Annotated in this window: 22 protein-coding genes; 16 read left to right on the forward strand and 6 right to left on the reverse strand. The window is 71.5% G+C overall.

What is annotated here, in order from left to right:
* Window positions 1-32 precede the first annotated feature (32 nt).
* Complete coding sequence (locus BJ975_RS05710) at window positions 33-614, forward strand: TetR/AcrR family transcriptional regulator (protein WP_223303250.1); 582 nt, start codon at window positions 33-35, stop codon at window positions 612-614.
* Here the strand turns inward: BJ975_RS05710 and BJ975_RS05715 are convergent.
* Complete coding sequence (locus BJ975_RS05715) at window positions 571-978, reverse strand: bleomycin resistance protein (RefSeq protein ID WP_179424219.1); 408 nt, start codon at window positions 976-978, stop codon at window positions 571-573. The two genes, BJ975_RS05710 and BJ975_RS05715, sit on opposite strands and share 44 nt — an antisense overlap.
* Window positions 979-1,089: 111 nt before the next feature.
* On the opposite strand from BJ975_RS05715, the gene BJ975_RS05720 reads away from it, so the two are divergent.
* Window positions 1,090-1,275: a hypothetical protein gene (locus BJ975_RS05720; RefSeq protein WP_179424220.1), complete on the forward strand. Its 186-nt coding sequence runs from the start codon at window positions 1,090-1,092 to the stop codon at window positions 1,273-1,275.
* Between the two features lie 13 nt (window positions 1,276-1,288).
* On the opposite strand, the gene BJ975_RS05725 is transcribed toward BJ975_RS05720, so the two are convergent.
* Window positions 1,289-1,747 carry an RrF2 family transcriptional regulator gene (locus BJ975_RS05725; RefSeq protein ID WP_179424221.1) on the reverse strand — a complete coding sequence of 153 codons (459 nt, stop codon included), beginning with the start codon at window positions 1,745-1,747 and terminating at the stop codon, window positions 1,289-1,291.
* A 50-nt stretch (window positions 1,748-1,797) separates the two neighbouring features.
* Here BJ975_RS05725 and BJ975_RS05730 point away from each other — a divergent pair, with 50 nt between their 5' ends.
* Window positions 1,798-2,802 carry an asparaginase gene (locus tag BJ975_RS05730; protein ID WP_179424222.1) on the forward strand — a complete coding sequence of 335 codons (1,005 nt, stop codon included), beginning with the start codon at window positions 1,798-1,800 and terminating at the stop codon, window positions 2,800-2,802.
* A 2-nt stretch (window positions 2,803-2,804) separates the two neighbouring features.
* On the opposite strand, the gene BJ975_RS05735 is transcribed toward BJ975_RS05730, so the two are convergent.
* Genes BJ975_RS05735 through BJ975_RS05745 form a run of 3 tightly spaced genes read right to left on the reverse strand, consistent with a single transcriptional unit; the run spans window position 2,805 to window position 5,796 of the window.
* Window positions 2,805-2,981 (reverse strand): hypothetical protein, encoded by a 177-nt coding sequence (locus tag BJ975_RS05735; RefSeq protein WP_179424223.1) that lies wholly within the window; start codon window positions 2,979-2,981, stop codon window positions 2,805-2,807.
* Complete coding sequence (locus tag BJ975_RS05740; RefSeq protein ID WP_179424224.1) at window positions 2,978-5,023, reverse strand: alkaline phosphatase family protein; 2,046 nt, start codon at window positions 5,021-5,023, stop codon at window positions 2,978-2,980. Before BJ975_RS05740 ends, BJ975_RS05735 begins: the two co-directional genes overlap by 4 nt.
* Entirely contained in the window at window positions 5,020-5,796 is a 777-nt protein-coding gene (locus BJ975_RS05745; protein WP_179424225.1) for an MBL fold metallo-hydrolase, read from the reverse strand. The genes BJ975_RS05740 and BJ975_RS05745 overlap by 4 nt, the downstream gene beginning before the upstream one ends.
* A gap of 252 nt (window positions 5,797-6,048) precedes the next feature.
* On the opposite strand from BJ975_RS05745, the gene BJ975_RS05750 reads away from it, so the two are divergent.
* Genes BJ975_RS05750 through BJ975_RS05765 form a run of 4 tightly spaced genes read left to right on the forward strand, consistent with a single transcriptional unit; the run spans window position 6,049 to window position 12,063 of the window.
* On the forward strand, window positions 6,049-7,512 hold the full coding sequence (locus BJ975_RS05750; RefSeq protein ID WP_179424226.1) for a class I adenylate-forming enzyme family protein: 1,464 nt from the start codon (window positions 6,049-6,051) through the stop codon (window positions 7,510-7,512).
* A gap of 23 nt (window positions 7,513-7,535) precedes the next feature.
* On the forward strand, window positions 7,536-9,329 hold the full coding sequence (locus BJ975_RS05755) for a DUF3556 domain-containing protein (protein ID WP_179424227.1): 1,794 nt from the start codon (window positions 7,536-7,538) through the stop codon (window positions 9,327-9,329).
* A complete protein-coding gene (locus tag BJ975_RS05760) occupies window positions 9,326-10,759 on the forward strand; it encodes a phytoene desaturase family protein (protein ID WP_179424228.1) in 1,434 nt (477 codons plus the stop codon). The genes BJ975_RS05755 and BJ975_RS05760 overlap by 4 nt, the downstream gene beginning before the upstream one ends.
* Complete coding sequence (locus BJ975_RS05765; protein ID WP_179424229.1) at window positions 10,756-12,063, forward strand: PucR family transcriptional regulator; 1,308 nt, start codon at window positions 10,756-10,758, stop codon at window positions 12,061-12,063. Before BJ975_RS05760 ends, BJ975_RS05765 begins: the two co-directional genes overlap by 4 nt.
* Window positions 12,064-12,082: 19 nt before the next feature.
* Here the strand turns inward: BJ975_RS05765 and BJ975_RS05770 are convergent, their stop codons facing one another.
* Window positions 12,083-12,841, reverse strand: a complete 759-nt coding sequence (locus tag BJ975_RS05770) for a hypothetical protein (RefSeq protein ID WP_179424230.1) — start codon at window positions 12,839-12,841, stop codon at window positions 12,083-12,085.
* 146 nt (window positions 12,842-12,987) lie between these two features.
* Between BJ975_RS05770 and thrS the strand changes: the two genes are divergently transcribed.
* From thrS to BJ975_RS05815, 9 genes are all read left to right on the forward strand, one after another.
* Entirely contained in the window at window positions 12,988-14,958 is a 1,971-nt protein-coding gene (gene thrS, locus BJ975_RS05775) for a threonine--tRNA ligase (protein WP_179424231.1), read from the forward strand.
* Complete coding sequence (locus tag BJ975_RS05780; RefSeq protein WP_179424232.1) at window positions 14,958-15,476, forward strand: HIT family protein; 519 nt, start codon at window positions 14,958-14,960, stop codon at window positions 15,474-15,476. The genes thrS and BJ975_RS05780 overlap by 1 nt, the downstream gene beginning before the upstream one ends.
* 12 nt (window positions 15,477-15,488) lie before the next feature.
* The gene (pgsA, locus tag BJ975_RS05785) at window positions 15,489-16,094 is read left to right on the forward strand and encodes a phosphatidylinositol phosphate synthase (protein WP_179424233.1); all 606 of its coding nucleotides are present in this window, start codon (window positions 15,489-15,491) and stop codon (window positions 16,092-16,094) included.
* A gap of 62 nt (window positions 16,095-16,156) precedes the next feature.
* Window positions 16,157-17,068, forward strand: coding sequence for a pyridoxal 5'-phosphate synthase lyase subunit PdxS (gene pdxS / locus BJ975_RS05790; RefSeq protein ID WP_179424234.1), 912 nt, complete (start codon window positions 16,157-16,159; stop codon window positions 17,066-17,068).
* A 275-nt stretch (window positions 17,069-17,343) separates the two neighbouring features.
* Complete coding sequence (locus BJ975_RS05795) at window positions 17,344-17,862, forward strand: alternate-type signal peptide domain-containing protein (RefSeq protein WP_179424235.1); 519 nt, start codon at window positions 17,344-17,346, stop codon at window positions 17,860-17,862.
* A 50-nt stretch (window positions 17,863-17,912) separates the two neighbouring features.
* Window positions 17,913-18,491 (forward strand): signal peptidase I, encoded by a 579-nt coding sequence (locus BJ975_RS05800; RefSeq protein WP_179424236.1) that lies wholly within the window; start codon window positions 17,913-17,915, stop codon window positions 18,489-18,491.
* The gene (locus BJ975_RS05805) at window positions 18,488-19,216 is read left to right on the forward strand and encodes an LPXTG cell wall anchor domain-containing protein (protein ID WP_179424237.1); all 729 of its coding nucleotides are present in this window, start codon (window positions 18,488-18,490) and stop codon (window positions 19,214-19,216) included. The genes BJ975_RS05800 and BJ975_RS05805 overlap by 4 nt, the downstream gene beginning before the upstream one ends.
* Window positions 19,213-19,842, forward strand: a complete 630-nt coding sequence (locus BJ975_RS05810) for a SipW-dependent-type signal peptide-containing protein (protein WP_179424238.1) — start codon at window positions 19,213-19,215, stop codon at window positions 19,840-19,842. Before BJ975_RS05805 ends, BJ975_RS05810 begins: the two co-directional genes overlap by 4 nt.
* Window positions 19,843-19,870: 28 nt before the next feature.
* Window positions 19,871-20,941, forward strand: coding sequence for a signal peptidase I (locus BJ975_RS05815; protein WP_179424239.1), 1,071 nt, complete (start codon window positions 19,871-19,873; stop codon window positions 20,939-20,941).
* The last annotated feature ends 78 nt before the right edge of the window (window positions 20,942-21,019 follow it).

The following is a 21,019-nucleotide window of genomic DNA, read 5'->3' on the forward strand; positions in this document are numbered from 1 at the left end:
TACACTGATCGGTGAACAGCAGGGGAGCGAGCATGGACGCGATGACCACCGACGAGGGCGAGCTGGTCCCGCCCGACCTCACGCCCGCGGCCGGGCGCATCCTCGACGCGGCCGCCGAGCTCTTCTACCTCCACGGGATCCACGCCGTGGGGGTCGACACGATCGCCGACGCGTCGGGTGTCACCAAGCGCACGCTCTACGACCGGTTCGGCTCCAAGGACGTGCTCGTGGCCACGTACCTGCGCGCCCGGCATGCCGCGTGGTGGGCACGTCTCGACGAGCGACTGGCGGAGGCACCGGAACCGCGCGCCCTGGCGGTCTTCGACGCTTACGCGCAGGACGCGCCGTCGGTCGAGCGAGGGTGTGCGTTCCTCAACGCCGCGGGCGAGCTGCCGGCGGGCCACCCGGCGCACGCCGTGATCCGTGCGCACAAGCACGCGGTGCGGGTGCGCCTGGAGGAGCTCGTGCGGGCCGATCGGCCGGACCTCGACGCGGCCGCGACGGCCGAGCACCTGTTCCTGCTCCTGGAGGGCGGCGTCGCGCAGCGCGGGATCGACGGCGACGCGCGCCTCATGCGCTCGGCGCGCGAGCTGGCGGCTCGTCTCCTGGGCTGACCGGAGGGAAGCCGCCGAGCCGCACGAGGTTCCCGTGTGGATCGATGACGTGGAACTCCGTGGCTCCCCACGGCTCGTTCCGTGGCTCGCTCAGGACCGACGGGGCGGTCACCTCCACCCCGCTCCAGGCCGCGTGACAGGCCCGAGCGGCGTCCGGATCGGCGAAGCGGACGTAGCAGGCCACGTCGTTCGTCCACCGGTCCACGGCGAGGTCGCGCCAGAAGTGCAGCTCGATCCCGAGGTCCTCGTGACGCAGGACGAGGTACTCGTCCCACCGGCCCCGCTCGACGAAGCCGAGGTCACGCCAGAACGTCGCGGTGGTGTCGAAGTCCGCGCTGGGCAGGATCGGGATGGTCTCCGGCATGGGTCGAGTATGAGCCCCGCGTGCTGGTCAGGAGGTCGTCGTTGCCGGTGGACCCCACCGTTCGGGACAGTGAAGGAGGGCATCCTGCCCCGCGATCACGGGAGGCGTGACATGGCGGACGGCGGAGCCGGCGCGGCGGCCGGCGGTGGAGCGATCTACGGCCTCGGGATCTTCGGGGCCTGGGTGTGGTTCTGGACCGAGGCCGAGGGGTTCTGGGAGCACGCATACGCGATCTTCCAGGGCCTGTTCTGGCCGGCGTACATGATCTACGACGCCTTCGCGGCGCTCGCGCGCTGACGGCCGGCGGGGATCAGCGCGACTGCCACGCCTCCGTGTGCTCGGTGCGCTTGAGCACGGACGACGGCAGGTTGCCCTCGGCGAGCTGCTCGATCGTGACCGTCTCCAGCACCTCGCGCAGGGCGTCGCGCGCGGCGATCCACACGGGCTTGAGGCTCTCGGCGCGACCGTTGTACGTGACCGCCTCGGGACGGAGGCCGTAGATCGAGACGATCGGGCCGTCGACCGCGCGAATGACGTCGGCGATCGTCACGGCGTAGGCGGGTCGGGCGAGCCTCCAGCCGCCGGACTGGCCGCGCTGGGCGATGAGGACGCCGGCCTTGCGCAGGTCGCCGAGGATCGACTGGAGGAACCCGTGGGGGATGTCCTGGCGTCGTCCGAGCTCGTCGGCGGTCACCGGCTTGTCGCCCGGCTCGGCCGCCAGCTCGATCAGCGCGCGCAGCGCGTAGTCGGCCTTCGTCGAGACTCTCACCCGACCAGTGTCCCAAAGCGGGTCGCCGGTGGCGTGAGTATCCTCCGAGAGTGACCCGCGCCGACTCCCCGAACGACGTCTCGACCCTCACCGCCGCCCCGCTCGCGCACGTGGTGCGCGGCGAGCTCGTCGAGTCGGTGCACCTGGGCCATCTCGTGGCGCTCGGCGCCGACGGCGAGCCGGTGCTGGAGCTCGGCGACCCGGGCGTGACGATGTGGCCGCGGTCCAGCGTCAAGCCGTTCCAGGCGGTCGCGATGGTGCGTCACGGGCTCGACCTGCCCGATCGGCTGATGGCGCTCGCCGCCGCCAGCCACAACGGCGAGCCCGACCACGTCGCCGGCGCGCTCGCGATCCTGGCCTGCGCGGGCCTCGACGAGGGGGCCCTGCGCAACACGCCCGACCTGCCGTGGGGATCCACCGCGATGCGCGACTGGCTCGCCGCCGGGCAGGGTCCCGAGCGGATCAGCCAGAACTGCTCGGGCAAGCACGCGGCGATGCTGCTGACCTGCGTCACCGCGGGCTGGGACACCGAGACCTACCTGCAGCCCGACCACCCGCTCCAGCGGGCGATCCGCGAGACCGTCGGCGAGCTCACGGGCGTGCCCGTCACGACCGAGACGGTCGACGGCTGCGGAGCGCCGCTGTTCGCCACGACGGTCACGGGCCTCGCGCGGGGATTCGCCCGCGTGGCGGCCGCTCCGACGAGCGATCCGGAGTCCGCCGAGGCTCGCGTCGCGCGCGCCATGGCGGCCCATCCCGACATGGTCGCCGGCGGTCAGCGGCCCACCACCACGCTCATGCGCGCGGTCCCCGGGCTGGTCGCCAAGGACGGCGCTGACGGGATCTTCGCCGCGGGTCTGCCCGACGGCCGCGCCGTGGCGTTCAAGGTGCTCGACGGCGGCGAGCGTCCCCTGGCTCCCGTCCTCGTCACGGCCCTCGACGCGCTGGGCGCGTTCGACGGGGACGGCGTGGACCACGAGGCCGTCGCGTCGCTGCGCGAGCGTGACGTGCTGGGCGCCGGGCGCCCCGTCGGCGCGATCCGCGCCGCGTTCTGACCTCAGGGCTGTTCACGCACCCAGTCGATGACGACGGGGTCGCTGGTCCGGAAGCGCTCGACCTCCTCGCCTCCGTCGCAACGGCACAGGACGACGTCGGCCTCGGCGCCGAGCTCGACGAGCTGGCACGTGCCGCCGTGGGCGACCCAGCGCTCGAGCCGCGCGATCGCGTCGCTCACGGGAGTCCCGCCCACGTGCGGAGCTGGCGGTGCACGCTCCACGCGCCCACCAGCACGGGGGAGTCGCCGAGCTCGGGCACGGGCTCGGTCAGGTCGGGGTCGACCTTCCAGCCGCGCGGGTGCACGAGCACCGCGTGGTTCTGCGGACCGCCGATGCCGCCGTGCGAGCCGACCTGCCCCTCGAACGCGTGGATGCCGCCGAGCTCGTCCACCGTGGAGATCACGACGAGGTCGCCGCAGTCCTGCAGGCCGTGCAGCCGGGCGAGGTCGGCCGCGGTACGCGAGGGGTAGGCCCGCAGCGGGTCCTCGCCCGTCACCGTGCCGTCCGCGCCGAGCGCGCGTGCGCCTGCGGGCCCGAACACGATCGGCTCGCCCGTGTCGTCGGTGCCCATGACGAGTCCGACGCCCGGACTGGCCAACAGGCCCGGCACGAGGTTCGGCCACGTGCCGTCGACCTGCGACAGCGCGGGCCGCTCCGCCAGGCGGGGGAACCACACCATGCCGAGGTTGCCACCGCCGGTGACGACGACCTCGGGATCCTCGGAGTCGGCCACGACCTTCTCGGGGCGTCGCTGGCCCTCGCCGACGACGCTGGAGACCAGGGCGTTGACGGGACCACGCTCCTCGCCACCCTCGGTGGTGGTGAGCAGCGACGCGTCGGACTGGTCGGTGCGCATCAGCGCCGCCACGTGCTCGGGGAACGAGACGCCGGCGAGGTCGGAGAACGGGGCGCCCAGGCTCTGGCCGTGGTCCGAGACCAGGACGAGGTCGTACCGCGTCGCCACCGAGCGCGCCACGCCCTCGAGCGCACCGAGGACCCCGTCGAGGCCCTCGATCGCGCGCATCGACTCGGGGCGCTCGGGACCGGCGTGGTGGGCGATCTCGTCGTAGTCCACGAAGTCCACGAAGATCAGCGGCGAGCCGTGCGCCATCTCCTCGGCGACGAGCGACAGGTTGAGCTTGCGCAGCAGCACGTTCGTCACACCGCGCAGCACGACGTAGCCGCCCTTGCGGGGGATGCGCGGCTGCACGTCGCGAGCGCGCTGGCGGTACCCCTGGTGCAGCTCCTTGAGCACCTCGCCGACGGTCATGACGATCGCCCCGGGCAGCAGGAAGGGCCGGATGAAGAACGCGAGGTACGTGGAGCCGGACCCCAGGTCGCGGACGCGGGTGGCCTTGCTGATCGTCAGGTACGCGCGCGACGAGCCGCCCGTGTAGGTCGTGCTGATGGCGCTCCCGTCGCGCAGCAGGCCCGAGTCGGGCGGGAACCGCGACTCGACCAAGCGCGAATCGGCCGGGTTGCCCGCAGCGAGCAGACGACCCGAGCGCCGGTCCCACCAGCGGAACGCGGGCACGTCGGGGCTGCCGTGCAGGAAGCCCGCCATGCTGGCCGGCGTGGTGCAGGGGATCGTGGCCCACCAGCCCGTCAGCGCGTGGCTCGAGCCGATCCAGCGGGCGATGTTGGGCGCCTGCCCGCCGGCGATCGCGCGGCGCAGCACGGGCAGGGCCAGTCCGTCGAGCTGGACGACCAGCACGCCGCGGCCGCCGGGGTCGGACCGCGCCCGCCCGAGGGCGCGCGCGGTGCGCGCCGTCGCGGCGCCGACGACGTAGCCGCTGTCGGTCGCGCCGGAGAACCAGCGTCCGACGGCCATGACCGCCGACGCGACGAGCAGGACGACGAGCGTCTCGCCGACGTCGAGGTCGGCCCGGGCGCCGAGGCTGATCGCCGTACCCAGCACGACCACCTGCGCGCCGAGGCCGAGCGCCATCGCCAGCAGCACGCTGCCGCGCGAGGCCAGCAGCCGCAGCGGACCGGCGAGGACGACGTCGACGAGGAACATCGCGACGATCACGAAGACGATCAGCTGCACCTTGTCGTCGACGGTCTCGCCGACGGACCACAGGCCGAGGGTGACCGCGGCGGTGGTGACGAGGACCGTCCACAGCGCCTGCATCACGTCGGCGACGCGCGGCACCCACCGAGAGCGCCGGACGGCGACGACGCGCTCCTCGGCCCAGCCGACGGGTGCGATCTGGCTCACATCGGCATCGTCCCACGCGGCAGGGGCGTCCGGACGCCCATCGGCGGCGCCACCACGTGGTCGGCCAGGCCGGCCTCGGCGGCGGCCTCGAGGAAGCGGCCGGCCGGCCGGGTGAACCACTCCTCGTGTGTCGGCCCCGAGGACCGCAGCACCACGGGCCAGTAGGTGCCGTGGTGGACCGGCACGATCCAGCGCGCGCCGACCTGCCGCACGGCCTCGACGGCCTGCACGGGGTCGAGGTGGCCGTGGCCGAGGGACGGGCCCCAGCCGCCGATCGGCACGAGCGCGAGGTCCACGGGGCGGACGGCGCGGAAGTCCATCACCCCGGTGTCGCCGGGGTACCAGCACGTCGTGCCGTCGCGACCGAACCGGTAGCCGACCGATGGCGCCTCGGCCGCACCAGGTCGCTTGTCGCGCCGGCCGTCGTGGCGGGCGGGGAGGACCTCGATGTCGACGCCCGCGACCTGGAGACGGTCGCCGGGGGACACCTCGATCGTGACGAGCCGCTCGAGCGGTCGCACGGCGGGCACCGCCCCGCGCGGGACGACGATCGGGACGGTGTCGTCGAACCGCCGCAGCGTCGGCACGTGCAGGTGGTCGTGGTGCAGGTGGGAGACCAGGACGAGGTCGGCGCGGGTCGCCGCCGACGGCGGCGGGGGCGAGGCGCGCCGCACGTGGAACAGGCGGCGCACCATGAGCGGGTCGGTCACGACGGTCGCTCCGGGCAGCTCGACCGTGGCGAACGAGTGCCCCCACCAGGTCACCGCCGTCATGGCGTCCGGTCCTCCATGACGTCAGTGTGGACCGCCGGCGGGTCGCGACGGCGCGATGGACCGAAGTGACAAGCCGGGCCGCCAACTTGTGCACGAGTGACAAGAGGCTGGGGTGGCGCACCCTGGTTTGTCCGCCGTGCACAATCCGCGCCCCGAAGTTCTGCCGAAACGCGCCTGTTTGCGGCATGCGCGACTGGCCTACGGTCCGGAACTGTGGCCCACATCACACACTCGGACCGGAGGAACGACGCGATGACCCTGCCGTATCTCAGCGACGCACTCGCCCAGCAGCACGGCGACGCACCGGCCGTCGCCGACGAGCGGACGGCCCTGACGTTCGCCGAGCTCGACGCCCGCGCGTCCGCCGTGGCGGGACGTCTGGCCGCCGAGGGGTTCGGACGCGGCGACGTCCTGGCCGTGATGCTGCCGAACCGCGTCGAGCTGGTGGTCTGCCTGTTCGCCGCGTGGCGGCTCGGCGGGACGGCCACGCCGGTCAACCCCGCGTTCACCGAGGTCGAGGCCACGCACCAGGTCGCCGACTCCGGAGCGACCCTGATCGTCGTCGAGAGCGACGACGCACCGACCGGCGGCGCCCGACCCCTCACCGTGGCTTCCCTCGCCACGGCCACCCCCACGGGCGCCGCCCCGGTCGATGTCTCGCCCGACGACCTGGCGCTGCTGGTCTACACGAGCGGCTCCACCGGCCGGCCGAAGGGCGTCATGCTGAGCCACGCGAACGTCGACGCGATGTCGGCGACCATGGCGCGGCACATGGAGCTGACGGCGGACGACCACTGCATGCTGATCCTGCCGCTGTTCCACGTCAACGCGGTCATGGTCTCCCTGCTCGCGCCGCTGCGGGTCGGCGGCCGGCTGACGATCATCGGGCGCTTCAGCCCCCAGACGTTCTTCGGCGAGGTCGAGCGGCTGCGCCCCACCTACTTCTCGGCCGTGCCGACGATCTACGCGCTGCTCGCGGCGTTGCCCGAGGAGGTCCGTCCCGACACGTCGTCGCTGCGGTTCGTCGTGTGCGGCGCGGCGCCGGTGTCGCAGGAGCTGCTGGCGGCCTGCGAGCGTCGGTTCGGCTTCGTGATGGTCGAGGGCTACGGCCTGACCGAGGGCACGTGCGCCTCGGCCTGCAACCCGGTCGGCCCCGACGCCGTGCGCAAGCTCGGCACCGTCGGCCCGGCGCTCCCGGGCCAGTGCATCGCCATCGCCGGACCGGACGGCGAGCACCTGCCCCCGGGCGAGACCGGCGAGGTCCTCATCGCCGGCCCCACCGTCATGCAGGGCTACCTGAACAAGCCCGAGGCCACCGCCGAGACGGTCGTCGACGGCTGGCTGCACACCGGCGACGTGGGCCGGCTCGACGAGGACGGCTACCTCCAGCTCGTCGACCGGATCAAGGACATGATCATCCGCGGCGGCGAGAACCTGTATCCCAAGGAGATCGAGAACGCGATCGCGCGCATCGAGGGCGTCCTCGAGGTGGCGGTCGTCGGCCGCCACGACGACGTCCTGGGCGAGGTTCCCGTCGCGTTCGTCGTCGCCTACCCCGGCGCGGTGCTGACCGAGGACGACGTCCTCGCGCACTGCCGGCGCGAGCTCACCCGGGTGAAGGTCCCGGCTGCCGTCGACGTCGTCGAGGCACTGCCGAAGAACCCGGTCGGAAAGATCGACAAGCCCACCCTGCGCCGACTCGTGCGCAGCGCCTGACACATCGAGAAAGGTCGAGGTTCATGGGATTCACGACAGCGGACATGCCACCGGTCGATCCGGAGCGGTTCGAGCAGATGCCGGTGATGGACCGGATGAGGCTGCTCGCGGTGCACTGGGCCGACTACGGCTTCGGCGGGCCCAAGCAGATGCACGCGATCTACCTGGTCAAGACGATCGCCTTCATCGTCGGCGGCTGGCTCGTCGTCGGGCTCACCACGCCCGGGCTGGGCCTGCTGTCCCTCGGCGACTGGTGGGGCGAGCTGATCGTCTACCAGAAGCTGATGGTCTGGATCGTGCTGTGGGAGATCACGGGGCACGCGGCCTCGTGGGGACCGCTCTCGTTCAAGTTCGGGCCGTTCACCGGCGGCTGGAAGTACTGGACGAAGGTCGGCACCCTGCGCTGCCCGCCCTACGGGGACACGGTCCCCGGCACGGGCGGCGCGGCCCGGAGCGTCTTCGACGTCGCGCTCTACCTGGCCCTCGTGGCGATGCTCGTCGTCGCCCTGGTCCTGCCCGGGCAGCAGACCGACGCGGCCTACTCCGAGGTCGGCATGATCGCGTCCTGGCCGCTCGTCGCCTACTTCGTGGGCCTCGTGGTCATGGCGTTCCGCGACAAGGTCGTCTTCCTGGCCTCGCGTCCCGAGCAGTACGCGCTGTGCCTGCTGGCCTTCGCCACGCTGTCCTCGCACGTCGACATGGTGCTGGTCGCCAAGATCGCGATGGTCACGATCTGGCTCGGCGCCGGCGTCTCCAAGTTCGGCCACCACCTGACGTTCGTCGTCCAGGCGATGATGAGCAACACCCCGTGGCTGACCTCGAAGCGGTTCAAGCGCTCGCTCTACCGCGACGTCGAGAACGAGGACCTCATGCCCACGAGGATGGCGTTCGGGTGGGCGCACATCGGCGGCACCGTCGTGGAGCTCGTGCTGCCGCTCGTGCTGCTGTTCTCGACGAACGCGACGATCACGTGGCTCGCGATCGCCGGCATGATGGCGTTCCACCTGTTCATCTACTCCACCTACCCGCTCGCGGTGCCGCTGGAGTGGAACATCTTCTTCATCTTCGTGACGCCGTTCCTGTTCGGCGGGTTCATGGCCGGCGACGGCTACGGCATCGGCGACTTCTCCAGCCCGTGGCTGCTCGCGGCCGTGCTGGTCGGCTTCCTGACCGGCCCGATCCTGGGCAACCTCAAGCCCGAGTGGGTCTCGTTCCTCATCTCCATGCGCCAGTACGCCGGCAACTGGGCGTCGGGCACGATGGCGTTCCGGATGAACGGCGCCGAGGACAAGCTCGACGCGGGTCTGGTGAAGGGCATGAGGATCCAGCGCGAGCAGCTCGCCGCCCTGTACGGCTACGACGTGGCCGAGGTCTTCCTGCAGAAGTGCGTCGCGTTCCGCAGCATGCACAGCCACGGCCGGGTGCAGCTCGCACTCATGCAGCGACACGTCGACGCCCTCGAGAACTACCGGCTCCGTGAGGGCGAGGTCGTCTGCACGGTGCTGCTGGGCTGGCAGTTCGGCGACGGCCACCTGTTCGACGAGCGCACGATTGCGGCGGTGCAGCAGCGCTGCGGCTTCGAGCCCGGCGAGTGGGTCACCACGTTCACCGAGTCGCAGCCGATCCACACCACGAAGGTGCAGTACAAGGTGATCGACGCGGCCCTGGGTGTCGTCGAGCGCGGGTGGTACGACGTGCGCGATGCTGTGTCCGAGCAGCCCTGGATCCCGAACGGCGTCCAGCACACGGTCACGTGGCAGGCGCCCGGCTACCGTCCGGCGGGGGAGCTGTCCGGTGAGGAGAAGGTGGCGACGTGACGACGGCGGTGGTGGTCGGCAGCGGTCCGAACGGGCTCGCTGCCGCCCTCACCCTCGCCGCCGCCGGCGTCGAGGTCGAGGTGCTCGAGGCCGCCGACGAGATCGGCGGCGGCACCCGCAGCGGCCACTACACGGTCGACGGGGTGCTGCACGACGAGTGCTCGGGGTTCCACCCGCTCGCGGTCGACACGGCCTTCAGTCGAGCGTTCGACCTGGCGGCGGAGGGCCTGGCCTGGCGGTGGCCCGAGGTGCAGTACGCGCACCCGCTCGACGGCGGCTCCGGCGCTGCGGTGTGGCGCGACGTCGACCGCACGGCGCAGGCGCTGGGGGAGTCCGGCGCGGCCTACCGGAGGCTGTTCGGCCCGCTGTCCGACCGGTTCGACAAGATCGCCACCGAGTTCCTCCAGCCGATCGTCCACGTGCCGCGGCACCCGATCGCCCTGGCCGGCTTCGGCGTGGCCAGCCTGCTGCCGGCCACGTGGCTCGGCCGGATGCTGCGGTCGCCGGAGTCGGCGGCGCTGTTCGCCGGCGTCGCGGCCCACGCGTTCCGGCCGCTGGGCTCGCCGCTGTCGTCCGCGATCGGCGTCGCCCTCGGCACGGCGGCCCACCGCTACGGGTGGCCCGTCGCCGAGGGCGGCACCGCGGCGATCTCGCGCGCCATGGAGCAGCTGCTGGCGGAGCACGGCGGGAAGGTCACCACGGGCGTCCGCGTGACCGGCCGCGACCAGCTCGCGCACGCCGACATCGTCATGCTCGACACCACGCCGGGAGCCGCCGCCGACATCCTCGGGGACGCCCTGCCGCCGCGCGTGGCCCGGGCCTACCGCCGCTACCGCTACGGACCCGGCGCGTTCCAGGTCGCGCTCGCGGTCGAGGGCGGGATCCCGTGGACCCACGAGCCCACGCGTGCCGCGGGCACGGTCCACCTGGGCGGCTCGATGGCGCAGATCGCCACGGCTGAGCGCGAGGTCTGGCGCGGCCGGATGCCCGAACGGCCCTTCGTCCTGCTGGGCCAGCAGTCGCAGGCCGACCCGGGCCGCCGCGCGGGGGACGTGCACCCGATCGACGCCTACGCGCACGTCCCGTCCGGGTACGACGGCGACGCCACCGAGGCGATCCTGGCCCAGATCGAGCGGTTCGCGCCGGGCGTGCGCGAGCGCGTCGTCGGCATGTCGGTGCGCTCCACCGAGCAGATCACCCGCGACAACGCGAACTACGTGGGAGGCGACATCGTGACCGGCGCGAACACGCCGCGGCAGCTGATCTTCCGTCCGCGGGTCGCGCTCGACCCGTACGCCACCGGCGTCCCCGGCACGTGGCTGTGCTCGGCGGCCACCCCGCCGGGCGCGGGCGCCCACGGGATGTGCGGCCATCTCGCCGCCCGCAGGGCCTTGCGCCGCGCGGGCATCGCCGGGACCATCGGGCCATGACGCAGCCGCTGACCGGGGCGGGACCCGACGCCGCCGAGGTCCGACGGCTCGTGGCGACGATGGGACAGCGGCTCGCCGAGCAGCAGCCCTACCTGACCCGCGTGCTCACCGACAACATCCGGTCGATCAGCGACCTCGACCTCGACCAGCCGCTCATCGACCTGCTGGACGCCAGCGTCGACAGCAACATCAACACGATCGTCCACCTGCTCATCAACGCGATCCCGGTGGAGCGGATCCAGGCGCCCACCGCGGCCGTCGAGTACGCGCTGCGGCTCGCGCAGCGCGGCGTCCCGTCGTACTCCCTCGTGCGGGCCTACCAGCTGGGCCAGGAGTACCTCATGACCGTGGTGCTGCAGGAGTTCGAGCAGGTCGACGCCGACCGCGCCCACACCCTGCGGGCGGTCCGCGTCATCGCCGACGCGGTCTACCAGTACATCGACTGGATCTGCCTGCACCTGCTGGATCGCTACGAGGACGAGCGGGGCCGCTGGGCGACCACCTCGGGCAACGTCGCCTCGGCGATGCTGCAGGGCCTGCTGCGCGGCGTGGACACGTCGGTGCACGACTTCGAGTCCGAGACCGGCTACCGGATGGACCAGCACCACGTCGGCCTCGTGCTGTGGTCGCGCGATCCCGGCGGCATCACCGACGCGCTGCTCACGATGGAGCGGATCAGCCGCGAGCTCGACGCGCGGATCGGCACCGGCACGCCGCCGTTGTTCTCCGCCATCGACCGCACCACCGGCTGGCTGTGGATGGGCCGGGGGCGTCACGCCGAGCCGATCGACCGCGTGGTGGCCGAGGTGCTGGCGAAGTTCCCGGATCTCGGTGCCGCCGTCGGCCTGCCCGAGCCGGGCATCGACGGCTTCCGGCGCACGCACGCGCAGGCGCGCGACACGTTCGAGCTGGCGCTCACGGCCGGTGACCGCATCGGCCAGGTGGTGGGGTTCGGCGACCGGGGCATCGCCCTGATCTCCCTGCTGCTGCAGCAGCCCGGAGGCCTGCAGCGCTGGGTGCGCGACGTGCTGGGGCCGCTCGGCGAGGTCTCGCCCGCGGCGGCCCGGGCACGGGCCACGCTCGGTGCGTGGCTCGACCACGACCGGAACTTCCAGGCGACGGCCGAGGCGCTGCAGGTACACCGGAACACGGTGAAGTACCGCATCGAGCGGATCACGGCCGACCTCGACGACCGCCTGGGCGACCGTCGGGTCGACCTCGAGCTCGCGCTGCTGGCCTGCCGGCTGCTCGGCGACGAGCTGCTCGTGGAGCCGGACGGCCACCGCCGGCCCGGCCAGGGCTGAGCCCCGGCCGGGACGCGGCTCAGCGCGCGGCGGCGAGCGCGGCGCGGGCGCCGCTCATCATCATGAGGTCCGAGTCGTCCTCGGCCATGATCAGCTCGCCGTTGGCGAACGTGGCGTACACGTCGATGTCCTGCTTGCCGCAGCCCTGGTAGGTGCGGTCCTCGAGGACCGTCACGCCCTTGGCCTGCAGAGCCTTCACCTCGGCGATGGCCTCGTCGATCAGGACGACGATCTCGGGCATCTCGTCACCGAGCAGCACCTTGAGCGCCTCGAGCTGCGCGATCAGCTTGTCGGGCGTGTACGACTCGCCCGAGCCGCGCGAGTGCAGCTTGCGGGCGGTGTTGGCGATGCTGTCGCCGATCACGTCGGGGGAGAAGGCCGGGTCGACCTTGAGGCTGCGCAGGTTCTGCACGGTGGCGCAGCGGCCCTGCTTGACGACGAGGCGCTGCTTCTTCACGGTGGCGCGCTTCTTGCCCTTGTACTTGTAGGTGACCTTCGTGGTCACGCGGTAGGTGCCGGGCTTGAGCTTCACGGCGGTGCGGTTCTTGCGCAGCACCTTCCCGCCCTGGTGGATCGTCATGGCCTTCTTGAGGACCTTGACCTTCTTGGCCTTCGTGAAGGACGGCTTCACCAGCGCGGTCCCGTACCAGTCGATGGACTTGTTCGAGATCGTCTTGATGGTGACCGGCTTGGCGGCGGCCTGGGCCGGTGCGGCGACGAGCGTGGTGCTCGCGGCGACGGCGACGGCGGCGACGAGGCCGAGGAGGGTGCGGCGCATGCGATGACGCCTTTCCGAGAACGGGGACAAAGTCCACCCAGCGTACGCGAGCGGGGACGGTCGCCGGGGCAGAACGACGACGTCGGTAGGGTGAGGCCAAGAGCGCTGCCCAGCCGTAGGGGCCGCCCAGTCACCGAGGGGATCTCATGAGCCTGTCCGTCACCGTCAACGGAGCCCAGCAGCAGGTCGATCCCGGGACGCGGGTGTGGCAGCTGTTCTCCGACGACCCCCAGGTCATCGCCGCCCGGGTGGGCGACGCGCTGGTCGACCTCGCGCGCGAGCTGGCCGACGGCGACGTCGTCGAGCCCGTCGCGATCGACTCGCCCGACGGCCTCGACGTGCTGCGCCACTCCACGGCCCACGTCATGGCGCAGGCCGTGCAGGAGCTCTTCCCCGACGCGAAGCTCGGCATCGGCCCGCCGATCGCCGACGGCTTCTACTACGACTTCGACGTCGAGACGCCCTTCACTCCCGAGGATCTCCAGAAGATCGAGTCGCGGATGAGGAAGATCGTCAAGGAGGGCCAGAAGTTCAGCCGCCGCGAGATCAGCGACGACGACGCCCGCGCCGAGCTGGCCGACGAGCCGTACAAGCTCGAGCTCATCGGCCTCAAGTCCTCCGCGAGCGATGCCGCAGAAGGTGCCAGCGTCGAGGTCGGCGAGGGCGGCCTGAGCATCTACGACAACCTCAAGCGCGACGGCTCGCTGGCGTGGAAGGACCTGTGCCGCGGCCCGCACCTGCCCACCACGAAGCGCATCCCGGCCTTCACGCTCATGCGCTCGGCGGCCGCCTACTGGCGCGGCGACGAGAAGAACAAGCAGCTGCAGCGCATCTACGGCACCGCGTGGCCCACCAAGGAGGACCTCGAGGCGCACCTGCACCGCATCGAGGAGGCTCAACGCCGCGACCACCGTCGCCTGGGGACCGAGCTCGACCTCTACAGCTTCCCCGACGAGATCGGCTCGGGCCTGCCGGTGTTCCATCCCCGCGGTGGCGTGATCAAGCGTGAGATGGAGGACTACGTCCGCCGCCGGCACATCGAGGAGGGCTTCGAGTACGTCGGCACCCCGCACATCGCCAAGGAAGGCCTGTTCCACACCTCGGGCCACCTGCCGTACTACGGCGAGGGCATGTTCCCGGCGCTCGAGGTCGACGGCGGCGACTACCGCCTCAAGGCGATGAACTGCCCGATGCACAACCTCATCTACCGGTCGCGCCAGCGTTCGTACCGCGAGCTGCCGCTGCGGCTGTTCGAGTTCGGCCACGTGTACCGCAACGAGAAGTCGGGCGTCATCCACGGCCTCACCCGCGTGCGCGGCTTCGCCCAGGACGACTCGCACTCCTACGTCACGCCCGAGCAGGCGCCCGCCGAGGTGGCCCACCTGCTGAACTTCATGCTGAGCCTGCTCGACGACTTCGGCATGGACGACTACTACCTCGAGCTGTCCACCCGCGACGCCTCGAAGGACAAGTTCATCGGCTCCGACGAGGACTGGGAGACCGCGACGAAGGTGCTGGAGGAGGTTGCCACCGCGACCGGCCTCGAGCTCGTGCCCGATCCGGGCGGCGCGGCCTATTACGGCCCGAAGATCTCGGTCCAGGCGCGCGACGCGATCGGCCGCACGTGGCAGATGGGCACGGTGCAGTACGACTTCAACCAGCCGTCGGCCGACCGCTTCAACCTCGAGTACGTCGCCGCCGACGGCTCGCGCCAGCAGCCGGTCATGATCCACTCGGCCAAGTTCGGCTCGATCGAGCGGTTCATGGGCGTGCTGGTCGAGCACTACGCGGGCGCCTTCCCTCCGTGGCTCGCCCCGGTCCAGGCGGTGGGCATCCCCGTGGCCGAGCGCCACGTGGAGTACCTCGAGCGGCTCGCGGTGCGGCTGCGCGCCGAGGGGATCCGCTTCGAGGTCGACGACTCCGACGAGCGCATGCAGAAGAAGATCCGCAACGCCCAGACGCAGAAGGTGCCGTTCATGGTGCTGGTCGGCGACAAGGACGTCGAGGCCAGTGCCGTCTCCTTCCGCTTCCGCAACGGAGAGCAGGAGAACGGCGTCTCGCTCGACGACGCGGTCGCCAAGATCGTGGCCGCGGTGCGCGACCGGGTCCAGGTCTGATGCCGGATCCGGACGGCCTCGAGCGGCTGTGGGCGCCCTACCGGATGGCCTACGTCCGCGAGGCCGGCACCGACGCCGGCCACGACGACGGCTGCCCGTTCTGCGCGATGGTCGCGGGGGAGCGCCAGACCGACCTCATCGTCGTGCGCGGCGAGCACTGCTTCGTGGCGATGAACCTGTACCCGTACAACCCGGGCCACCTCATGGTGCTGCCGAACCGGCACGAGTCCGGCCTCACCGAGCTCACGCTCGAGGAGTCCACCGAGCTGACGCTGCTGACGCAGCAGGCGATCCGCGCGATCGGCGAGGTCAGCTCGCCGCACGGCTACAACGTCGGCCTCAACCTCGGGGCGTCCGCCGGCGGCTCGATCTCGCAGCACCTGCACCAGCACGTCGTGCCGCGGTGGGGTGGCGACGCCAACTTCATGACCGTCGTCGGGCGCACCAAGACGCTGCCGCAGACGATCGCCGAGTCCGCCGAGCTCCTGCGTGCCGCCTGGCCCGCAGTCGACCAGTGAGCAGGTGACCTGATGCTCGAACGCTTCCGCGCCTTCTGGAACCGGCTGTTCTCGCCGGTCGCCGACGGCCTGATCAGGATCGGCGTCACTCCGAACATGGTCACCTGGGTCGGCACGATCGGCGTGTCCTTCGGAGCGCTGTTCTTCTTCCCGCAGGGGATCTTCTTCTGGGGCACGCTGTTCATCACCGCCTTCGTGTTCAGCGACATCATCGACGGCACGATGGCCCGCAAGCTCGGCCGCTCCTCGAAGTACGGGGCGTTCCTGGACTCCACGCTCGATCGCGTCGGCGATGCGGCGGTCTTCGGCGGCATCGCGCTCTGGTACGCGTGGGAGGGCGACTCCAAGGTCTACCTGTGCCTCGCGCTGGCCTGCCTCGTCCTGGGCGCGCTGACGTCGTACATCCGGGCCCGCGCCGAGTCGCTCGGCATGGAGGCCAAGGGCGGCATCGCCGAGCGGTCCGACCGCCTGGTCTCGATCCTGGTGATGACGGGCCTGTCGGGCCTGTTCGACCTGCCGATCCTGCAGCACGTCACGCTGTGGGCGCTGGCCGCCGCGAGCCTGGTCACCGTGGCCCAGCGCATGGCGATGGTCAGGCGCCAGGCCGACGCCGCCTGACCCTCGTCTCGTCGACGACCGGCCGGGACGGGAGCGATCAGCGGGCCTCGTAGACTTGACCCGTGAGTACCGAGATCCCCAGCAACGACCAGTCCACGACCGGCAGCGCCCGGGTCAAGCGCGGCATGGCCGAGATGCTGAAGGGCGGCGTCATCATGGACGTCGTCGACGCCGAGCAGGCCAAGATCGCCGAGGACGCCGGCGCCGTCGCCGTCATGGCGCTCGAGCGCGTGCCCGCGGACATCCGCTCCCAGGGCGGCGTCGCCCGCATGAGCGACCCCGACCTCATCGACGGCATCATCGAGGCCGTCTCGATCCCCGTCATGGCCAAGGCCCGCATCGGTCACTTCGCCGAGGCGCAGGTGCTGCAGAGCCTGGGCGTGGACTACATCGACGAGTCCGAGGTGCTGACCCCGGCCGACTACGCCAACCACATCGACAAGTGGGCCTTCACGGTCCCGTTCGTGTGCGGTGCCACCAACCTGGGCGAGGCGCTGCGCCGGATCACCGAGGGCGCGGCCATGATCCGCTCCAAGGGCGAGGCCGGCACCGGTGACGTCTCCAACGCCACGGGCCACATGCGCAAGATCCGCGCCGAGATCGCGCGTCTGCAGAGCCTGCCGAAGGACGAGCTGTTCGTGGCGGCCAAGGAGCTCCAGGCCCCCTACGAGCTCGTCGCCGAGGTGGCCGAGGCGGGCAAGCTGCCGGTCGTGCTGTTCACCGCGGGCGGCATCGCCACCCCGGCCGACGCGGCCATGATGATGCAGCTGGGCGCCGAGGGCGTGTTCGTCGGCTCGGGCATCTTCAAGTCGGGCAACCCCGCGCAGCGCGCCGAGGCCATCGTCAAGGCCACGACGTTCTACGACGACCCCGACGTGATCGCCAAGGTCTCGCGAGGCCTGGGCGAGGCCATGGTCGGCATCAACGTCGACGAGATCCCCGAGCCGCACCGCCTGGAGACCCGCGGCTGGTGACCCGTACCACAGCTGACGAGCGAACGCCCCCGGTTTCGGCCGGGGGCGTTCGTTCGTAGGGGGGTCCTTGGTCACAAAGGACGATGTCATGGTCACAAAGAACCATGACTCTAGTCATGAATCGTTCGTGACATGTGACTCATTTTCGTTATTTCTTCGCTAAATGGCATCAGAGTGCCGGTATTTCGTCGTTACATGGTTGTAGCAGGTGCAACAGATGCACCAGTTACGGATGTGATCGATGGTCGATCAGCCTCATGACGTAGGAGAAGAAGATGAACAAGTCCACCAAGGGCGCCATCGCCGCCGGAGCCGCCGCCGTCCTCATGCTCGGCGGAGCGGGCTCGCTGGCGTACTGGAACGCCGAGGGCGACATCGCCGGTGGCTCCATCACGGCCGGCGAGCTGAAGCTGACCGACCCGACGCCCGGCGCCTGGACGCTCAACGGCAGCCCCGTCACCAGCCTGTCCTCCGTGCGCGTCGTTCCCGGCGACGAGCTCGAGTACACCGCCGGCTGGGACATCACCGCGACCGGTGACAACCTCAAGGCCGTCGTCGACGTGACCGGCTTCAACGCCTCGGGCTCGCTGGCCTCCGCGGTCACCCTCACCGACACCTACCTCGTCGGCGGCACGGCTCCCGCGGGCAACCAGATCACGAGCGCCGACGACGGCGAGACCCTCGCCGCCACCCTGAACGTCGACTTCCCGTTCGGCACCTCTGCTGACAACACGACGCAGACGCTGACGCTCGACCTGTCCGACGTGAAGGTCGCCCTCACGCAGGTGCAGTGACCCGGGACTGAGCGAACCGACCGACCATCGAACGAGGAAGGCCCACGAGGATGACGACCACCACGACCACCCGCACGCACCGCACGGTGCTGGGGTGGGCCGTCCAGGCTCTGGCCTGGGGTGTCATCCTCGTGGCCACCTCGGCGATCGCCGTCGGCGTGCTCGTCCCGCGGATCGGGGGCGCGACGCCCTACACGATCCTCACCAGCTCCATGGAGCCGTCCTACCCGCCCGGCACGCTTGTGGTGGTCCGGCCGACGCCCGCCGAGGAGATCGGCGTGGGCACGGTCGTCACCTACCAGCTCGAGTCGGGCCGCAGCGACGTCGTGACCCACCGGGTCGTCTCGGTCGCCTACGGGGCGGACGGCCAGCCCGAGTTCACGACGCAGGGCGACGCCAACGACGGTGTCGACGCCGAGCCGGTCCAGCCGGTCCAGCTCAAGGGCACCCTCTGGTACGCCGTGCCGAAGCTGGGATTCCTCAGCACGGCGATCGGGCACGACCAGCGCGACTCGGCCGTGTACGTCGTCGCGGGTGGCCTGGGCCTCTACGCCGCGTGGATGTTCGCCGGCGCGATCCGCGACCGCCGCCGGAGCGACTCCGACGCCGAGGCGGTGACCACGCGATGAAGTCCGTGCGCACCGCAGCGGGTGCACTCGGGGCAGCCGTCATGCTGGCCGTGATGGTGCCCCTGGGGTCCTCTGCGGCCTCGGCGCCCGCGGCCCGCCTCGGCCTGAGCGCCGACGGGGTCGGTCCGTGGACCTCGACGCTGACCGAGCCGGTCTTCGCCGACGACACCCGCTGGGTGCCCGGTGACGCCCAGACCGGAGAGTTCTGGGCCCGCAACCAATCCTCCGACGCCGCGGAGATCGAGCTGGTGATCGTGCCCCGGGACGGCGCCCTTCACGCGTCCGGCGACCTCGACGTGCAGATCCGGACCGATGGCGAGGCGTGGCAGCCCCTCTCCACCGCCTGGACCGCGCCTCGTCCTCTGGCGGCGGGCGCGACGGCACGGGTCCAGGTCCGCGCCGCGCTGTCCGAGACGGCGTCCAACGCCGACCAGGCCCAGCACTTCGCGTTCGACGTCCGGACCCGGCTGACCCAGGTCACCGGGACCGAGCCGACCACCGGGCCGACCACGGAGCCGACCGCGAGGCCCACCGCGGCCTCGCCGACCAGCGCGGTCGCTCCCGGCGATCGAGCCGAGACCGCGCCCGCGCGCGACGGCTCGCTGCCGAGCACCGGCGCCGAGCTGCCCTCGTGGCTCCTGCCCGCGGGCATCGGCGCCTCCATCACCGGCCTGTGGCTCGCCCTGGGCGCCCGCCGGAACCGAGAAGAGAGTGACGTTTCATGACGCAGTCCACGACCTCGCGCCTCGTCCGCACCCTGCGGTCGACCCGCACGCGAGCGATCCTGAGCCTCGGCATGGTGCTGGGCCTGACCAGCGTCAGCACGCTGGCGTACTGGACCGACGAGGCCCAGCTGACCACGGGCACCATCCAGGCCGGATCGCTCGACCTGCTGATCCTCGACGGCCGGCTCGACGGCCAGGGCGGCTCGGTCACGAACACGGCCATGTCGGCCACCGCGATGATCCCGGGGGAGAGCTTCGCGTTCACTGTGCCGGTGCAGCGCAAGGCCAACACCGCGGGCTTCGCGCTCACCGCGACCGGCACGGCGGCGGGCACCCTGTCGCCCCACGTCCAGTGGTCGGTCTACGAGGGCACCGCCGGGACCCAGACCACCAACGCGAACGGTGTCCGCTCCAACACCTGCTCAGGAACGCAGCTGTCCACGAACGTCACGCTCGACGGCACCGCCAAGCCGCTGATCCCCACGGCCACGCCCGTGAACCTCGGCGGCACGACGTTCAGCAAGAACCTGTGCTTCCGCGTGGCGATGCCGTCCACCACCGGCAACAGTGCGCAGGGAACGACGGGCACCGCGACGTTCTCCCTCACCGCCAGCCAGCTGCAGTGACCCCGACCCGACGAACGAGTGACCTGACATGAACCGCACGCTCCGCGAGACGATCCTGTGGATCGGCGCCGGCCTGGGCACGCTGTGCCTGGCCTGGACCGCCGCCATGCTCGCCTTCGGGCTCACGCCACTGGTGTTCACGTCGGGCTCGATGTCGCCGGCGATCGAGGCCGGCGACCTGGCCTTCGCCACCACGGTGCCGGCTGACGAGCTCGCCGAGGGCGACGTCGTCAGCGTGATCGACGACCGCGGCGTGCGCATCACGCACCGCGTCACCGGGATCGATCCTCAGGACGACGGGGGAGCGGTGCTGCAGCTCCAGGGCGACGCCAACGCCTCGCCGGACGAGCAGGCGTACAACGTCGACGAGGTCGAGCGCGTGAGCTTCTCCGTGCCGAAGGCCGGCTACGTGATCAACGCCGTGAACTCGCCGTTCGGCATGTTCGTCATCGGACTGCTCGTGGCCACGATCCTGGTGATCGCGTTCCGTCGCGACGGCGGTGGCGGTCCGGACGCGTCGGCCGAGGACGACAGCGACGACGCCGCACCCGACGATCGGGGGCTCGTCCCCGATCACGGCGTGGGCCACCGCGTGCGGCGCGTCGTCGGCGTGGGCGCGGGTGCCGGTGCGCTGCTCGTGGCCTCGGGACTCGGGCTCCAGCCCACCATGGCCGCCTTCGGCGACAGCCCGACGATCGTCTCCGGCGCTCTCGGGGCCGCGAGCGTGCAGGCGCCGGCCACCTTCACGTGCACCAATGTCGGCGGCAGTGGCGCGTCGGTCAATCTCACGTTCCCGCACCAGGACGCCCGCTACGACTACGTCGTCACGATCGTGAACGACCAGACCGGTGCGACCGTCGCGAACCGGGGCGGGACGATCACGGGAGCGGGGACCGTGGGCGCTGCCCAGACCGTCAACGTGGCGCGCAACTTCACCCCGTGGGGCCTCTTCGACGCCGGTGCCGTCCAGTACACGGCGCGCGTCAGCAGCCGGCTCAAGTCGTCGACGACGTGGACGTCCTCCGACGTCACGCTCAAGCTCTACGAGACGCGCGGGCTCTTCGAGTTCAGCTACCGCACGTACTGCGGGACGGCCTGAGCTCTCCCCACCCCCGATGGCCCCATCCGTCACACGAGTTACTCTCGTCACATCGGCCGGCGCCTGAGCCGGGCCGAG

The organism is Aeromicrobium tamlense, assembly GCF_013408555.1.
GTDB classification, from domain to species: Bacteria; Actinomycetota; Actinomycetes; order Propionibacteriales; family Nocardioidaceae; genus Aeromicrobium; species Aeromicrobium tamlense.

Excerpts from the sequence above, each read along its gene's own strand:
- BJ975_RS05795 (WP_179424235.1), top strand. The coding sequence starts at position 17,344 with ATGAACAAGTCCACCAAGGGCGCCATCGCCGCCGGAGCCGCCGCCGTC.
- thrS (WP_179424231.1), top strand. The coding sequence starts at position 12,988 with ATGAGCCTGTCCGTCACCGTCAACGGAGCCCAGCAGCAGGTCGATCCC.
- BJ975_RS05780 (WP_179424232.1), top strand. The coding sequence starts at position 14,958 with ATGCCGGATCCGGACGGCCTCGAGCGGCTGTGGGCGCCCTACCGGATG.
- BJ975_RS05810 (WP_179424238.1), top strand. The coding sequence starts at position 19,213 with ATGACGCAGTCCACGACCTCGCGCCTCGTCCGCACCCTGCGGTCGACC.
- BJ975_RS05750 (WP_179424226.1), top strand. The coding sequence starts at position 6,049 with ATGACCCTGCCGTATCTCAGCGACGCACTCGCCCAGCAGCACGGCGAC.
- BJ975_RS05720 (WP_179424220.1), top strand. The coding sequence starts at position 1,090 with ATGGCGGACGGCGGAGCCGGCGCGGCGGCCGGCGGTGGAGCGATCTAC.
- BJ975_RS05715 (WP_179424219.1), bottom strand. The coding sequence starts at position 978 with ATGCCGGAGACCATCCCGATCCTGCCCAGCGCGGACTTCGACACCACC.
- pgsA (WP_179424233.1), top strand. The coding sequence starts at position 15,489 with ATGCTCGAACGCTTCCGCGCCTTCTGGAACCGGCTGTTCTCGCCGGTC.
- BJ975_RS05745 (WP_179424225.1), bottom strand. The coding sequence starts at position 5,796 with ATGACGGCGGTGACCTGGTGGGGGCACTCGTTCGCCACGGTCGAGCTG.
- BJ975_RS05805 (WP_179424237.1), top strand. The coding sequence starts at position 18,488 with ATGAAGTCCGTGCGCACCGCAGCGGGTGCACTCGGGGCAGCCGTCATG.
- BJ975_RS05755 (WP_179424227.1), top strand. The coding sequence starts at position 7,536 with ATGGGATTCACGACAGCGGACATGCCACCGGTCGATCCGGAGCGGTTC.
- BJ975_RS05710 (WP_223303250.1), top strand. The coding sequence starts at position 33 with ATGGACGCGATGACCACCGACGAGGGCGAGCTGGTCCCGCCCGACCTC.
- BJ975_RS05815 (WP_179424239.1), top strand. The coding sequence starts at position 19,871 with ATGAACCGCACGCTCCGCGAGACGATCCTGTGGATCGGCGCCGGCCTG.
- BJ975_RS05765 (WP_179424229.1), top strand. The coding sequence starts at position 10,756 with ATGACGCAGCCGCTGACCGGGGCGGGACCCGACGCCGCCGAGGTCCGA.
- BJ975_RS05770 (WP_179424230.1), bottom strand. The coding sequence starts at position 12,841 with ATGCGCCGCACCCTCCTCGGCCTCGTCGCCGCCGTCGCCGTCGCCGCG.
- BJ975_RS05800 (WP_179424236.1), top strand. The coding sequence starts at position 17,913 with ATGACGACCACCACGACCACCCGCACGCACCGCACGGTGCTGGGGTGG.